This is a genomic window from Longimicrobium sp. (assembly GCF_035474595.1).
Lineage (GTDB): Bacteria > Gemmatimonadota > Gemmatimonadetes > Longimicrobiales > Longimicrobiaceae > Longimicrobium.
In genome coordinates this window covers 1-13,117 of record NZ_DATIND010000103.1, presented here as the reverse complement: position 1 = coordinate 13,117, position 13,117 = coordinate 1, and the positions used below count along the sequence as shown (strand labels likewise).

General features: G+C 70.9%; 14 protein-coding genes. 7 read left to right on the top strand and 7 right to left on the bottom strand.

What is annotated here, in order from left to right; translation table 11 throughout:
* Positions 1–2: 2 nt before the first annotated feature.
* The 3 genes from VLK66_RS18880 to VLK66_RS18870 form a co-directional block, all read right to left on the bottom strand.
* The gene (locus VLK66_RS18880; protein WP_325311020.1) at positions 3–446 is read right to left on the bottom strand and encodes a hypothetical protein; all 444 of its coding nucleotides are present in this window, start codon (positions 444–446) and stop codon (positions 3–5) included.
* Positions 443–1,018: a hypothetical protein gene (locus VLK66_RS18875; protein WP_325311019.1), complete on the bottom strand. Its 576-nt coding sequence runs from the start codon at positions 1,016–1,018 to the stop codon at positions 443–445. Before VLK66_RS18875 ends, VLK66_RS18880 begins: the two co-directional genes overlap by 4 nt.
* 142 nt (positions 1,019–1,160) lie before the next feature.
* Positions 1,161–1,892 carry a CPBP family intramembrane glutamic endopeptidase gene (locus VLK66_RS18870; protein WP_325311018.1) on the bottom strand — a complete coding sequence of 244 codons (732 nt, stop codon included), beginning with the start codon at positions 1,890–1,892 and terminating at the stop codon, positions 1,161–1,163.
* Positions 1,893–2,106: 214 nt separating this feature from the next.
* Here VLK66_RS18870 and VLK66_RS18865 point away from each other — a divergent pair, with 214 nt between their 5' ends.
* From VLK66_RS18865 to VLK66_RS18850, 4 genes are all read left to right on the top strand, one after another.
* Positions 2,107–2,463 carry a BON domain-containing protein gene (locus tag VLK66_RS18865; RefSeq protein WP_325311017.1) on the top strand — a complete coding sequence of 119 codons (357 nt, stop codon included), beginning with the start codon at positions 2,107–2,109 and terminating at the stop codon, positions 2,461–2,463.
* A gap of 5 nt (positions 2,464–2,468) precedes the next feature.
* Positions 2,469–2,669: a hypothetical protein gene (locus VLK66_RS18860; protein WP_325311016.1), complete on the top strand. Its 201-nt coding sequence runs from the start codon at positions 2,469–2,471 to the stop codon at positions 2,667–2,669.
* Between the two features lie 107 nt (positions 2,670–2,776).
* A complete protein-coding gene (locus VLK66_RS18855) occupies positions 2,777–2,965 on the top strand; it encodes a hypothetical protein (protein WP_325311015.1) in 189 nt (62 codons plus the stop codon).
* A gap of 468 nt (positions 2,966–3,433) precedes the next feature.
* Positions 3,434–4,177 carry a transglycosylase SLT domain-containing protein gene (locus VLK66_RS18850; protein WP_325311014.1) on the top strand — a complete coding sequence of 248 codons (744 nt, stop codon included), beginning with the start codon at positions 3,434–3,436 and terminating at the stop codon, positions 4,175–4,177.
* A 77-nt stretch (positions 4,178–4,254) separates the two neighbouring features.
* Here the strand turns inward: VLK66_RS18850 and VLK66_RS18845 are convergent, their stop codons facing one another.
* The 4 genes from VLK66_RS18845 to VLK66_RS18830 all read right to left on the bottom strand — a co-directional run bounded on the left by VLK66_RS18845 (position 4,255) and on the right by VLK66_RS18830 (position 8,207).
* Entirely contained in the window at positions 4,255–4,428 is a 174-nt protein-coding gene (locus VLK66_RS18845; RefSeq protein ID WP_325311013.1) for a hypothetical protein, read from the bottom strand.
* 200 nt (positions 4,429–4,628) lie between these two features.
* Positions 4,629–5,777 (bottom strand): acyl-CoA dehydrogenase family protein, encoded by a 1,149-nt coding sequence (locus tag VLK66_RS18840; RefSeq protein WP_325311012.1) that lies wholly within the window; start codon positions 5,775–5,777, stop codon positions 4,629–4,631.
* Between the two features lie 323 nt (positions 5,778–6,100).
* Positions 6,101–7,153, bottom strand: coding sequence for a hypothetical protein (locus tag VLK66_RS18835; RefSeq protein WP_325311011.1), 1,053 nt, complete (start codon positions 7,151–7,153; stop codon positions 6,101–6,103).
* 82 nt (positions 7,154–7,235) lie between these two features.
* Positions 7,236–8,207 (bottom strand): hypothetical protein, encoded by a 972-nt coding sequence (locus VLK66_RS18830; RefSeq protein WP_325311010.1) that lies wholly within the window; start codon positions 8,205–8,207, stop codon positions 7,236–7,238.
* Positions 8,208–8,575: 368 nt separating this feature from the next.
* Here VLK66_RS18830 and VLK66_RS18825 point away from each other — a divergent pair, with 368 nt between their 5' ends.
* The 3 genes from VLK66_RS18825 to VLK66_RS18815 all read left to right on the top strand — a co-directional run bounded on the left by VLK66_RS18825 (position 8,576) and on the right by VLK66_RS18815 (position 12,805).
* A complete protein-coding gene (locus tag VLK66_RS18825) occupies positions 8,576–9,364 on the top strand; it encodes an SDR family oxidoreductase (RefSeq protein WP_325311009.1) in 789 nt (262 codons plus the stop codon).
* A gap of 296 nt (positions 9,365–9,660) precedes the next feature.
* The gene (locus tag VLK66_RS28825; protein ID WP_325311008.1) at positions 9,661–11,832 is read left to right on the top strand and encodes a 3-hydroxyacyl-CoA dehydrogenase NAD-binding domain-containing protein; all 2,172 of its coding nucleotides are present in this window, start codon (positions 9,661–9,663) and stop codon (positions 11,830–11,832) included.
* Positions 11,833–11,836: 4 nt separating this feature from the next.
* A complete protein-coding gene (locus VLK66_RS18815) occupies positions 11,837–12,805 on the top strand; it encodes an MBL fold metallo-hydrolase (RefSeq protein WP_325311007.1) in 969 nt (322 codons plus the stop codon).
* Positions 12,806–13,117: the final 312 nt, after the last annotated feature.

Here is a 13,117-nt window from a genome sequence, read left to right as displayed (position 1 = left end):
GGCTAGTGCCGGTGCCAGAACCCGTCGCCGCCGCGCGTCCAGCTGAAGTTGTACCCCCGTGCCTGCTGGGCGCTCCCTCCCCTGGGCATCTCGAAGGCGCTGGCCACCACGGCGCGGAGCCCCGCGCCCTCGGCCCGCCCGCGGTAGGTCTGGAACACCTCGGCGGCCTCGCGCGCCAGCGGCACCGTGTCGTCCACGCTGAGCTCGGTCGCGTAGCGCACCATCAGCGCGCTCGTCCCGCGGCTGTCGCGGGTGGGCCCGGACGCGAGCACCACCACGCGCCGCCCGGAAGGAAGCGCGAGCGCCTCGCCCTCCACCGCGGGGGCGGCGGGCGCCGCGGGCTTCGCGGCCTCGACGGGCGCCTCGGGCCTGGGAGAGCCGCACGCCGCCAGGGCCAGCGCCGCGGCGGCGATCCGTCCGGTGCGGGCCCTCGCGCGCGGGCTCACGGGCAGGCGCCCGCGGCGAAGGTGCCGCTGATCGACCCGCTGATCCGGTCCTGCAGCCCCTCCTCGCTGATCCCCGCGGCGTGCGCGTAGTCCGAGCGGCGCACGCTGTACGCCACGCCGCCCGTGGTCGACAGCCGGCGCGGGGCCTCGGTGAAGCTCAGCTGGAGCTGGCCGGGAAGAAGGAGCTCGCGGCGCACCTCGCTGGTCCCCTCGTCCGGCAGGTTGGCGAACACCGCGCTCCCGCCGAAGCTCACGCCGCCGCGCAGGTCCTGCGTGAAGCTGTCGCTGCGGCGCGTGTACAGCAGCTGGTAGGTGGCGTCCTGCCCGCTCAGCGTGAGCGAGGGCGCGGACTTGGGCGCGGGCGGCGCGGGGTTGATGACGGTGGCCAGCAGGTCCGCCACGGGAAGCGCGCCGTTGCTGGGCTGGAAACGCAGCGAGCAGACGTTGTAGACGCCCTGCACCTCCTGCGGCGTCAGGCGCGACGGATTCGTGCCGCCGTCGCCGCTGCACGCCGCGGCAATGGCGGCGGCCAGGAGCGGAACCGCGCGGACGAGCACGGACTGCGAACGCATGGACGGGTTTCCTCGGTCAGGTGGGTTTCCGCGGGGGCGAGTGGAGCAATCTACCCGCCCCGGCACGGATCGTTTCACACGCTAGATGCGGCGGATCGCATCCGCAAGCCGGACAAGCGCTTGGTTGCCGTTCCCCTCCTCCTCACCGCTGCAGCAGCATCACGTAGATGTCGTACAGCGCGTGCGTCCACACGGCGATGCCGAAGCCGCGGGTAATGAACAGCGCGTTCAGCGCCAGCCCGCTCAGGAAGCGGAAGGTGAACGAGCCCAGCTCCAGCGGGTACGCGTACGGGCCGATGTAGTGGAAGGCGGAGAAGAGCAGCGCCGCCAGGATGGCCGCGTAGATCTTCCGCGACGTGTTCCCCAGGCCCGACTGCTTGAAGACCGCGAGAAGTCCGCCCACCAGGATCACCCGGAAGAGCAGCTCCTCGTAGAACCCCGCGCCCAGGGACAGCACCACCCCCTCGCCGAAGGGGACGCGGGCGAGCGGCCCGCCCGCCGGGTCCGCGGCCAGGCGCCATCCCCCCAGCACCCACGCGGTCAGCGTGCCGACCACGGTGCCGAAGACGAGGGCGTACAGCACGCTCTCCATCGCCATCCCCGCGAACACGGCGCCGCGGATGGGCACGGCTTCCTTCCGCCGCTCCTTCACGATCAGCACGACCGCGCCGAGCGCCAGGATGGCGGTGAACGCCACTGTGCTGTGGATGCCGCCCGCCGCCAGCACGGTGCGCAGCAGCACGTCGGCGCCGTTGCGCAGGCCGCTGGTGCCGTGGTTGATCATCGCCGCGCCGGCCTCGTACGCCACCAGCACGGGAATGGCGAAGAGCAGCGAGTACGTGTGCTTGCGGGTCAGCTCGAAATAGCGCGGCATGGCTCCAAACTACGCGCGGCGAAGAGGTTCGGCAGCCGCGCGGGAGGGGACGTGGCCTGACGATTGCGAATTCCGGGCGTGCCGGACACGCTTCCGGATCAATGAAACGCCGAAGGGTGGCGGAAAGTTTCGCAACTGGATGGGGATGACGGTTCGGAGATCGCGTGGTTCTCGCGTGCGGAGATCGGGAGCGCGCGCCGTTGCCGCAGTGGCGATGGCGGGCGCGGCCGCGTCGTGCAGCTTCTTCGCCAGGAAGCCGGTGGACACGCCGGCGCAGATCGCCGCGCGCGCCACCGAGGACGCGCGCATCCTGCGCGAGGTGGAGTCGCGCCTCTCGGCCGAGCCGTCCATCGGCGCCGGCCGCGTGCGCGTGTCCGTGCAGAGCGGCGAGGTCACGCTCTTCGGCGGCGTGGCCGGCTTCGGCGCGCTGCAGTGCGCCGAGCGCAACGCCGGCCTCGTCCGCGGCGTCCGGCTCGTCATCGACCAGCTGGTGCTGGAGCCCGGCCCTCGCGACGTGCGCTGCCTGGCCCCGCGCGCCGCCCCGGCCATCGCCGGAACCACCGCGGAGTGACGTCCATGACGACGAAGCTGGAAGGCGAGCTGAAGCGCGAGCTGGAGGTGGAGGGCGCCGTCTACACCCTCACCATCACCCCCGACGGCCTGCGCCTCGTCCCCAAGGGCAAGCGCAAGGGCATCGAGCTCGCCTGGACCTCGCTCATCAGCGGCGACGCCGCCCTCGCCACCGCCCTCCAGGCCTCCCTCGAACGTCTGGGCTGAGCAGGATAGCACCGCTGTTCGTTCTTCTCAATTGTGCGGCCGGAAAGAACGGCTATCTTGCGAAGAGGTATCCGTAGCTCCCCCACCCCTAGACCAGGAGACGGAACATGGCAAGGAAGCTCACGCTGAAAATCGAAGCTCTACGCATCGAGCAGTTCGAGGTCCAGCCGTCCGTCGATGCGGCCCGGGGAACGGTGCGTGGCTATGACACGTACATCTGCGGTCCAGTCAGTTACTCCGAACCGTTCAGGTTCTGCTACCCTGCACCGATTTCCGAGCCGCCCGGTTCCTGCTGAATGGACAGGGGGTTCGGGGCGTCGGAAGCAGTTCTAACAGGCTCCCCCTGCTGCTGACGCATCGTCCGTCCTCCCGGAAACGGGCGCTGGAGCGTGGTTCCGGCGCCCGTCGTCGCGTCACGGTGGTCGGCGACAACGAGCGCGACGACGAGCGCGGACGGCGCATGGTACGGGAGGTGGGCGGAGCTGTACCGCTACCGCTGGCATCCGTGCTGAACCTTACGCTGGACGTGGACGGCTGCGTGTCGAGGGCCTGGCCACCACGTGCGAACTCGAGTTGCGCGGCACCGTCGAGGCGAACCAGAGCTACCGGGACCATGCGTGCCCCCTCGACGTGCCACATCTGTCCATGTATTCAGAACTTTCTTTTCATCCAGCCTGGCCGTCGAAAGACCGGTGACCAATACCGGCGGCCTGATTAGATTTGCCGCATCCTCCCCATCATCCGTTATCCGGAGATCCGCGCAGTTGGCCCGCACCCGAACGCGCCGCCCCCCCGCCCGCCGACCCCGTCCCGCTGCCAAGCGCCGCGCGGCGAAGCGGCCCGCGCTGCGTCTGGACCGGCGCGGGTGGATGGGGATCGCGGCGATGGTGCTGCTGCTCGCGTTTCCGCCCACGCGCCACGGGCTTGAGCGCGCCGCGCGGGCGGTGGCGCGTGCCGTGGCCGAAGCGCGCGCGGCCGAGGCGCGGGAGCGCGTCGTCGACCAGTACGCGCGCCGCTACGGCATCGAGCGCGAGCTGGCGGACGCGATCGAGCGCGCCGCCCGCGCCGAGCGCGTGGACACCGACCTGGCCTTCCGCCTGGTGCGCGTGGAGAGCGCGTTCAACCCGCGCGCGCTGAGCCCCGTCGGCGCCATCGGCCTCACGCAGATGATGCTGCCGACCGCGCGCGAGCTGCAGCCCGGCATCACCCGCGACCGGCTGTACGAGCGCGACGTGAACCTGCGGCTGGGCTTCCGCTACTTCCGCACCCTGCTGCGCTTCTACGGCGGCGACGTGCGGACGGCGCTGCACGCGTACAACCGCGGCATCGGCACCGTCGCCCGCATCCGCGCCGCCGGCGGCGACCCCGCCAACGGCTACGCGCGCAAGGTCCTGGGCGGCCCCGGCGCCTCCCCCGTCAACACCGCCCCGCCGGACACCACCACGCCGAATCCCACGCGGCCGAAGGTCGACGAGCTCGCCCCAGCGAGGCTGCCGGCGGGGATGTAGGGTTCGGCGACGAAACGACGAACCGCGGACGCGCCTCGCAGCGCGTCCGCGGTTTTGCTGCCGGTGCCGGCGACCGCTCAGTAGATCGGAGGCGGGCAGGTGCAGAGGGTGTCGGGGCAGTACGTCTTGTACGTGTTCCCGGCGCACCACGGGTTCGTGGGCACGAAGTGGCCCTGAATGGTGCCCTTCCCGTCCGCCGTGTCGAACGAATCCAGCGCCAGCGTGTCCAGGTCCAGCTTCAGCTTCTTCATGGGAGCTCCTCGGGGTGTGTGGATGGGATCCCCCGATTCTAAAACAGTCGTCAACCGTAACGCAACCCTTGCCCCGCAGTCCACCTCACGCTAAAGCGGGCTCGCCGCCTCAGTGCCGGACGACGAGTCCGCGAAGGCGGACTTCGGGCCGTTGTTGCCGCGAATTCATTCGCCTTTCCCGGCCCTTCCCGCGAGCCCGCCTACCCCTTCAGCGCCTCCCGCGCGATCACCAGCCGCTGGATCTCGCTGGTCCCCTCGTAGATGCGCATGACGCGGACGTCGCGGAAGAGGTGCTGCACGGGGCCCGTCTCCATCACCCCCTGCCCGCCGAAGAGCTGCACCGCGCGGTCGGCCACGCGCCCCACCGCCTCGGTCGCGAAGAGCTTGGCCATCGACGCCTCGCGCGTCACCCGCTCGCCCTGGTCCATCCGCCACGCGGCGTCGTAGGTCATCTGCCGCGCGGCGTAGCGGTCGGTCTCGCTGTCGGCGATCATCCACTGCACGCCCTGGAACTGGGAGATGGGGCCGCCGAACTGCTCGCGCCCCTTCGCGCGCTCCACCATCGCCGCGATCAGGCGCGACATCGGCCCCAGCGCCCCCGCGGCCACCACGATGCGGCCGTGATCGAGCGCGCCCATCGCCAGCCGGAAGCCCTCTCCCTCCCGTCCCAGCATGTGGCTCGCGGGGACGCGCACCGAATCGAAGCGCAGCCGCGCCTGCGAGTACGGCGGCGTCCCCATCGTCCGCTGCACCTCCTCCACCACCACGCCCTCCATCTCCCGCCGGTCGACGAGGAACGCCGTCACCCCGCCGCGCGTTCCCTTCTCCGGGTCGGTCACGGCGATCACCGTCACCAGCTCGGCTCCGGGGCCGTTGGTGATGTAGTGCTTGGTCCCGTCGATCACCCACTCGTCGCCGTGGCGCACGGCGCGCGTGCGGATGCGCCCCGCGTCCGAGCCCGCCTCCGGCTCGGTGAGCGCGAACGCCGTCGTCACCTCGCCGCTCGCGACCGCGGGGACGTAGCGCCGCTTCAGCTCGTCGCTTCCCGCCGCGAGCAGCGCGGAGATGCCGATCCCGTTGGACAGCGTCAGCCCGCCCAGGAACCCGTGGTGCGCGCGTGCAAGCTCCTCGTGCACCACCACCTGCGCGAACGTGTGCATCCCCATCCCTCCGAACTCTTTGGGGATGGTGATGCCGAACATCCCCGCCTCCCTCAGCCGCCGCATCCCCTCGCCGGGGATGGTGCCGGTGCGCAGGACCTCGGGCTCGGCGGGGATCAGCGTCTCGTCGACGATGGCGCGCGCCGTATCGCGCAGCGCCTCGATCGCGGGGGTGGAGCGGGGATCCATGTCGGGCCGGCGGATGGGGATCGGGAAGATGGCGATGGGCGGACGGCGCTGAATCTCCCCACGCGCACGGCCCCGGCGCAAGCGATGTGGCCGGGGTGGGGGGTGGATGTGGAATGAAGCCGGACGGAAAGGCGAATGGAATTCGCGGCAACAACGGCCCAAAGTCCGCCTTCGCGGACTCGCGCCCCACCCTTGTTGAGGCAAGCGGGCGCTCGTGCCGCCGAAGCGCACCTGGAGAAACCGGCGGCGGCACAGATTTCAGCCTTTCGCTCGGATGCTTTCCAGCAGTCCCGCAGGGACTTTGTGCTGTTGTTGCTGCGAATTCATTCGCCTTTCGGCGGTGGCGCGTTCGGCGCGGGGAGCTGCAGGATCGTGGCGACGGTGTCCATCGGGAACACGTTGCTGGCCGCTGCCCGCCGCACCGCCGAGAGTCCCGACTCGGCAGGATCGAAGACGCGCGGCGTGGCGGAGGTGGCCGCCGCGCGCTGGTTCCAGTTCGGCGCCAGCAGATCCAGGGCAATGCCCGCGCAGAAGATCATCACCACGAACAGCAGCACGTTGGCCACGGCCGCGCCCGCCTGCGCGAACCCCAGCCGCGTGCGCGAGACGCCGAAGATGCGCGGCAGCGACAGCTGCGGCAGCGCGAACAGCGCGTACAGCCAGAACGCCAGAGAGGCGAGGAACCCCCACGGGTGCCGCGTTCCGGTCATCGCCATCCCCACGAACGGGATCAGCGCGAAGCCGTTCAGGTACAGCATGAAGCGCGTGAGCAGCTCCGTCTCGATCCGCCCGCCCAGCAGCATCGACACCGCCTTCGAGTACATCGCCGCCGCGAACACCACGAAAACCAGGAAGAGGGGCTCGGCGAACGCGCCCGGCAGCACCGCGCCCGGGCGGAAGGGAATGGGGATGGGCGGGAAGACGTTCACCCCCACCGCCCACGCGCCCAGGACGGTGAGGGTGTAGATGAGCACGAAGTACTTCACCGCGTTGGGCACGCCGTGCGGCTTGTGGCTCACGCGCCGCCAGACCGGCGCCAGGAAGAACGGCACGTGCGTCATCCCGTGCTGGCGCCGCAGCACTCCGTCGAAGAAGCGCCGCGGCCGCCACAGCATCAGCCACGTGGTCTTGGCCAGCGCGAACCCGTTGTGCACCGGCCCCTCCACCAGGTCCGCCCACAGGATCTGCAGCACCGTGTCGGTGGTGCCGTGCAGCGGCTCGCCGCAGCGGCTGCAGTAGTGCCCCGTGTCCTCGAAGCCGCAGTTGCCGCAGTGCCCGCCCTGCCGCCGCACGCGCTTGGCCGGCGCCGCCGCGTCCGCGTGGGCGGCCGGTGCGGCGAGGTCGGCCGGCGCCGGGTCGAGAGGGATGGTGCTCATCGAAGCCTTCCCGGTGGGCGCGCCGGAAACGCGGGGGAAAGGAAGCCGTGCCGGCCGCCGCGGCTCCGTGCCCGCCGCGCGGTCAGGACGCGCCGGTGATGCCCTCCAGCACGCCGGCGACGAACGCGAGGAACGCGGCCGCCCCCAGCAGCAGCAGGAGTGCTCCGAACTGCGAGGCGAGCAGGCGCTTGCGCGTGATGGAATACAGCCGCGGCAGCACCACGTAGGTCAGGATCAGCAGGTACGCCCATACGCCGACGATGGTCAGCGTCATCGTCACCTCGTCGTCCACGATCTCGGGAAGGATCCCGCCGACCAACGCCACGATCCCGCTGAGGTACAGGAAGAAGCGGGTGATGTCGCTGGTGGAGATCCGCTCGCCCAGGATGATCGACAGCGCGTAGGAGTAGATCGCCACGCCGATGAGCATGAGCAGGATCTCCACCTCGTGCATGATCATGTCCGAGTGGATCAGCGTCTGCGCCCACTCGGGCACCGACTCCGTGGCTCCCGGCTCCTCGTGGATCACGCCGGTCACCTTCAGCAGGAGCAGGATGCCGAACGAGATCGCCACGAACCGCACCGGATCCGCCACGTCCTGTACCTTGTGCGACACGCGCTTCCACGCGCCGCCCAGGAGCCAGCGGTCGTTGGGAAGCAGCGTCCGCTGGATCAGCACGCCGTTGAAGAAGTGGCGGGGACAGACGACGATGAACCAGAGCGCCTTGAGATAGGCGAAGCCGTCGTTCAGCCGCTCCTCGATCAGCTGCTCGTAGAGCAGGGTGCCGATCGTGGCCGGCTCATCCGGCTTGTGGCCGCAGTTGCTGCAGTAGATGCCCCGCATCGGGCGCCCGCAGTTGTGGCACTCCACCTCCACCAGCATCGATCGCGGCGGCACCCGGGTGCCGGCCGCCGCGCCGCCGGAGCGCCGCGACCTGTCCCAGATGACGAACGGTGAGCGCGGCGGCGACCCGGGTTGCTGCTGCTCTTCCTGCTGCTGCGGCTGGGCCTGGCCCGGACGGCGCCAGATCACGTGGGGATCGGGGGGAGCCATGAATCCACCTCGGCCGTGGGAGGGTCGAGCCTGGAAGGCGGCAATCCCGGTGCCACCGTCTGCTACACCGCGCCGTCGCACGAATGCCAGCAACGACGCGGAGTTCGCGACGGCGGCGCCGGAACGGGCGGGCCGGCCTGGGGCGCGGTTGCCCCGCCAAGCGGGGCGTTCCGGCCACAATCGCGGCCGGCGGCCCCGACAGCCGTGGCACGGAGGCGGTCCCCCGCCCAGGCCGCACCGGTCCGGACCGGGAGACTGAGCGACGCTCAGCTTTTCCAGTATTTGCAAGGGAAATCCGCCGGGTTACATTCCGTCTCCCCGCGCCTCGGAACGGCGCCCCGAACGACCCGCGACCGGAGCCGAAGCGCGTGCCCGCACCCGTCCTGCGCGAGCTGTTCGACCTCACCGGGCGCGTGGCCCTGGTCACCGGCGGCGGGCGCGGGCTGGGCGCCGAGATCGCCGCGGGGCTGGCGCAGGCGGGCGCGTCCGTCGCCCTCGCGTCGCGCAACCTGGAGGCGTGCGAGGAGGTGTCGCGCGGGCTGCGCGACGCGTACGGCGCGCGCACCCTGGCGCTGCGCATGGACGTCGCCAGCGAGGACGACGTGCGCGCGGGCGTCGACGCGGCCGGGAACGAGCTGGGCCCCGTGGACCTGCTGGTGAACAACAGCGGCACCTCGTGGGGCGCCCCCGCGGCCGAGATGCCGCTGGAGGCGTGGCGCAAGGTGATGGAGGTGAACGCCACCGGCGCCTTCCTCTGCTCGCGCGAGGTGGGGCGGCGGCTGATCGCGCGCGGCGCGCCGGGGGCCATCCTGAACGTGGCCTCCATCGCGGGGCTGCGCGGCTCGCCGCCGGAGGTGCTGGACGCCGTGGGCTACAGCGCCAGCAAGGGCGCGCTGGTGGCCATGACGCGCGACCTGGCGGTGAAGTGGGCGCGGTACGGCATCCGCGTGAACGCCATCTCCCCCGGCTTCTTCCCCACGAAGATGACGAAGGTGGTGCTGCAGCACGCGGAGAAGGCCATCGCCAGCCAGATCCCGCTGGGCCGCGTGGGAAGCGAGGGCGAGCTGATGGGCGTCGCCGTCTTCCTCCTCTCCCCCGCCGCCGCCTACGTCACCGGCCAGATCCTCGCGGTCGACGGCGGGATGACGGCGGGGTGAGCCGAGATGAGCCAGGGACCCGGGATGACCGGGAATGGAATTCCCGGTCAACAACCGCACAAAGTCCCTCCGGGACTGCCATCCGGCATCTGAGCGATGAGCCGGGGATCCGAGAGGGGCCAGCCGGGCAGCGAAGAGCATCGGAGGCGCACCGATGCATCCCCGCACCCAACCCTCTCCTGCTGCCGGGAGAGGGTGGCGAGCCTGAGCGAGCCGGGTGAGGGCTGCCGGGGCAGCGAAGGAGCTGGCAGGGCGAGTCTTGAGTTCAGCAACACCAACATCTTCAGGAGATCCGGATGGCAAGCACGCTGACCGAGGAGCCGATCGTGGCCGCGCCGTCGCCCGTCCGCATGGACGTGGAAGATGGCATCGCGATCATCCGCCTCAACCAGCCCGGAAAGCCGGTGAACGTCATCTCCGCCGACCTGGTCGAGGCGATGCACGCCATCCTGGACCGGCTGGAGCGCGGCGGCGAGGGCGTGCGCGCGGCGATCATCATCTCCGAGAAGAAGGGGACGTGGATCGCCGGCGCCGACATCGACCAGTTCAAGGACTTCCAATCCCCCGCCGACGGCGAGACCGCCAGCCGCGAGGGCCAGAAGCTGCTGAACCGGCTCGAACGTCTCGTCATCCCCACCGTGGCCGCCATCGACGGCGCGGCGCTGGGCGGCGGGCTGGAGACGGCGCTCGCCTGCACCTACCGCATCGCCACCGACTCGTCCAAGACCAAGCTCGGCCTCCCCGAGGTGAACCTGGGGATCATCCCCGGCGCGGGCGGCACCGCGCGCCTCCCGCGCCTCATCGGGCTGGCCGGCGCGCTGGACCTGATGCTCACCGGCAAGCAGCTCGACGGCCGCCGCGCCAGGTCGCAGGGCGTGGTGGACGAGGTCGTCCCCGCCCCCATCCTCCTGCGCGAGGCGAAGCGCGCCGCGAAGGACCTGGCCTCGGGCAAGCTGAAGCCGAAGGGCGCGCGCCGCCGCGGGTCGCCGAAGATGGCCGAGAACCTTCCCGGCCTGCGCGGCTTCATCCTGCGCAAGGCGCGGCAGGGGGTGATGAGCAAGACGCACGGCCTCTACCCCGCGCCGCTCAAGCTGCTGGAGGTCATCGACCGCGGGCTGGACAAGCCGGTGGACGCCGCGCTGGAGCTGGAGGCGAAGGCCTTCGGCGAGCTCGCCGTCACCCCCGAGGCGCGCGCGCTGGTGCACCTCTTCTTCACCTCCACCGCGGCCAAGAACGACCCGCCGGTGCCGGAGGGAACGAAGCCCAGGGACATCGGCCACATCGCGGTCGTCGGCGCCGGGTTCATGGGCGCGGGAATCGCCGCGGTCAGCGCGGAGAGCGGGATCGAGGTGCGGCTGAAGGACGTGAAGCCCGAGGCCGCGGCGAAGGGATTGAAGACCGCGCGCGACACGCTGGTGAAGCGCGCCAAGCGCAAGCGGCTGAAGCCCTACCAGGTCACCGCCATCACCGACCGTGTCGAAGCCACGGCGGAGTACACCGGCTTCCACACCGCCGACGTGGTGGTCGAGGCGGTGTTCGAGGAGATCTCGCTGAAGCACAGCGTCATCAGGGAGATCGAGCAGCACATCGGCCCGGACACGGTGCTCGGCTCCAACACGTCCACCATCCCCATCGCGAAGCTGGCGGAGGCGTCGTCGCACCCGGAGCACGTCATCGGGCTGCACTTCTTCTCCCCCGTGGACAAGATGCCGCTGCTGGAGATCATCACCCACCCGGGGACCGCGCCGTGGGTGACGGCGACCAGCCACGCGTACGGGAAGAAGATCGGGAAGACGCCGATCGTGGTGAACGACAGCCCAGGCTTCTTCGCCAACCGCATTCTCAGCCCCTACATGGCCGAGGCCGCGCTCCTGCTGGACGAGGGCGTACGCATCGAGGACATCGACGGAGCGATGACGGGTTGGGGATACCCCGTGGGCCCCATCACCCTGTACGACGAGGTGGGGCTGGACGTGGCGCAGAAGGCCGGGAAGATCATGGCCGAGGCCTTCGCCGACCGCATGAAGCCCAGCGCGGTGATCGAGAAGATGACGGCGGACGGGCGGCTGGGGCGGAAGAACGGGAAGGGCTTCTTCAAGTACGGGGAAGACGGGAAGAAGACCGAGGTGGACGAGGCCGTGTACGCGCTGATCGGCGCGCCGGCCGCGAAGAAGATGGAGCGCCGGGAGATCCAGGAACGGCTGGGATTGATGATGGTGAACGAGGCCGTGCGCACGCTGGAGGAAGGCGTCCTCCACTCCGCCCGGGATGGAGATGTCGGCGCGGTGATGGGGATCGGCTTCCCGCCCTTCCGCGGCGGCCCCTTCTGGTACGTGGACACCGTCGGCGCGGCGGACGTCGTCCAGCGCCTGCGCGCGCTCGAGGCGAAGCACGGCCCGCGCTTCGCCCCGGCGAAGATGCTGGTGGACCATGCCGAGGGAGGGAAGAAGTTCTTCCCGGAAGGCTGACCGGGTGACGGCCACCCTGCAGGTCGCCCCCGGCGTCCACCGCGTTTCCGTTCCCCTCCCGTTCCCCCCCGGCGAGGTGGCCGCGTGGGTGATCGAGGGCGACGAGGGCCACACCCTGGTGGACACGGGGATCGACACCCCGCCCGCCCGCGGCGCCCTCCGCGCCGCGGCGGCGGAGGTCGGCGTGACGCCCGAGTCGCTGGCGTATGTCGTCCTCACGCACGCGCACCCGGACCACTACGGGCTCGCGGGCCCCGTGCGCGAGTGGAGCGGCGCGCGCGTGGCCATCCACGAGGACGAGGAGACGCTCGCGCGCCGCTTCGTGGACCGCTGGCCCGAGGACCGCGCGCACGTAGCGGACGTCTTCGCGGAGATCGGCGTCCCCGCCGCGGTGATCCCCGGATTCCTGCGGGCGAGCGACCTCATCCACTCCTTCTACGCGCGCTTCCACCCGGACATCGTGCTCACCGGCGAGCGCGGGCCGCTCCCCGGCGGCGGGGGATGGGAGTGGATCCACACGCCGGGGCACTCGCCGGGGCACGTCACCGTCTATCACCCCGCGCGGCGGATCCTGATCACCGGCGACCACGTCCTCCCGCGCATCTCCCCCAACATCGGGGCGGACCTGTACGCCAGCGAGCCGCTGTCGGACTACCTGGCCTCGCTCCGCGCCCTGCGCGAGCTCCCGGTCGACCTCGTCCTCCCCTCGCACGGCGAGCCGTTCGAGGACCTGGCCGCGCGCATCGACGCGATCGCGGCGCACCACGACGAACGCAACGCGCAGATCCTGGCGCTGCTGGCCGGCGGCCCGCGCACCGCGTTCGGCGTGGCCCGCGGCGTCTTCGGCGACCTGCCGCCCGACAACCTGCTGCACGCCGTCCGCGAGGCCCGCGCGCACCTGGCCTACCTGGCGCGCCACGCCCGCGTCCGCCGCGACCACGACGGCGCGCTGGAGACGTGGCGGCTGGCGTGACCCAGAGCAGCTCGCTGTGTGATGAAGCGCGATTCATACCGGATCTGGCAATCACCCGAGCATTACAAACGCACAGAGAGACGTCATCCTGAGTCGAACACCCGCGCTTCGCGCGACCACGATGGATGAAAGGGAGGCGTCCTCCAGAGCGGAACCGGCTGCCGAGCCGAACAGCCTCGCGCAGTTTGCGAGGCTTCCCGTAGTTGTTGCTGCGACTTCAACGCTTGGTGGGATTTAAACTGTACAGAAAGGTGCCTGTGGCAGTAGAGTTCGATGACAACCCCTATCCCCGCCAGGACAGGAGCGAACTCA

Excerpts from the sequence above, each read along its gene's own strand:
- VLK66_RS18860 (WP_325311016.1), top strand. The coding sequence starts at position 2,469 with ATGACGACGAAGCTGGAAGGCGAGCTGAAGCGCGAGCTGGAGGTGGAG.
- VLK66_RS18855 (WP_325311015.1), top strand. The coding sequence starts at position 2,777 with ATGGCAAGGAAGCTCACGCTGAAAATCGAAGCTCTACGCATCGAGCAG.
- VLK66_RS18835 (WP_325311011.1), bottom strand. The coding sequence starts at position 7,153 with ATGAGCACCATCCCTCTCGACCCGGCGCCGGCCGACCTCGCCGCACCG.
- VLK66_RS18875 (WP_325311019.1), bottom strand. The coding sequence starts at position 1,018 with ATGCGTTCGCAGTCCGTGCTCGTCCGCGCGGTTCCGCTCCTGGCCGCC.
- VLK66_RS18845 (WP_325311013.1), bottom strand. The coding sequence starts at position 4,428 with ATGAAGAAGCTGAAGCTGGACCTGGACACGCTGGCGCTGGATTCGTTC.
- VLK66_RS18870 (WP_325311018.1), bottom strand. The coding sequence starts at position 1,892 with ATGCCGCGCTATTTCGAGCTGACCCGCAAGCACACGTACTCGCTGCTC.
- VLK66_RS18865 (WP_325311017.1), top strand. The coding sequence starts at position 2,107 with ATGGCGGGCGCGGCCGCGTCGTGCAGCTTCTTCGCCAGGAAGCCGGTG.
- VLK66_RS18830 (WP_325311010.1), bottom strand. The coding sequence starts at position 8,207 with ATGGCTCCCCCCGATCCCCACGTGATCTGGCGCCGTCCGGGCCAGGCC.
- VLK66_RS28825 (WP_325311008.1), top strand. The coding sequence starts at position 9,661 with ATGGCAAGCACGCTGACCGAGGAGCCGATCGTGGCCGCGCCGTCGCCC.
- VLK66_RS18840 (WP_325311012.1), bottom strand. The coding sequence starts at position 5,777 with ATGGATCCCCGCTCCACCCCCGCGATCGAGGCGCTGCGCGATACGGCG.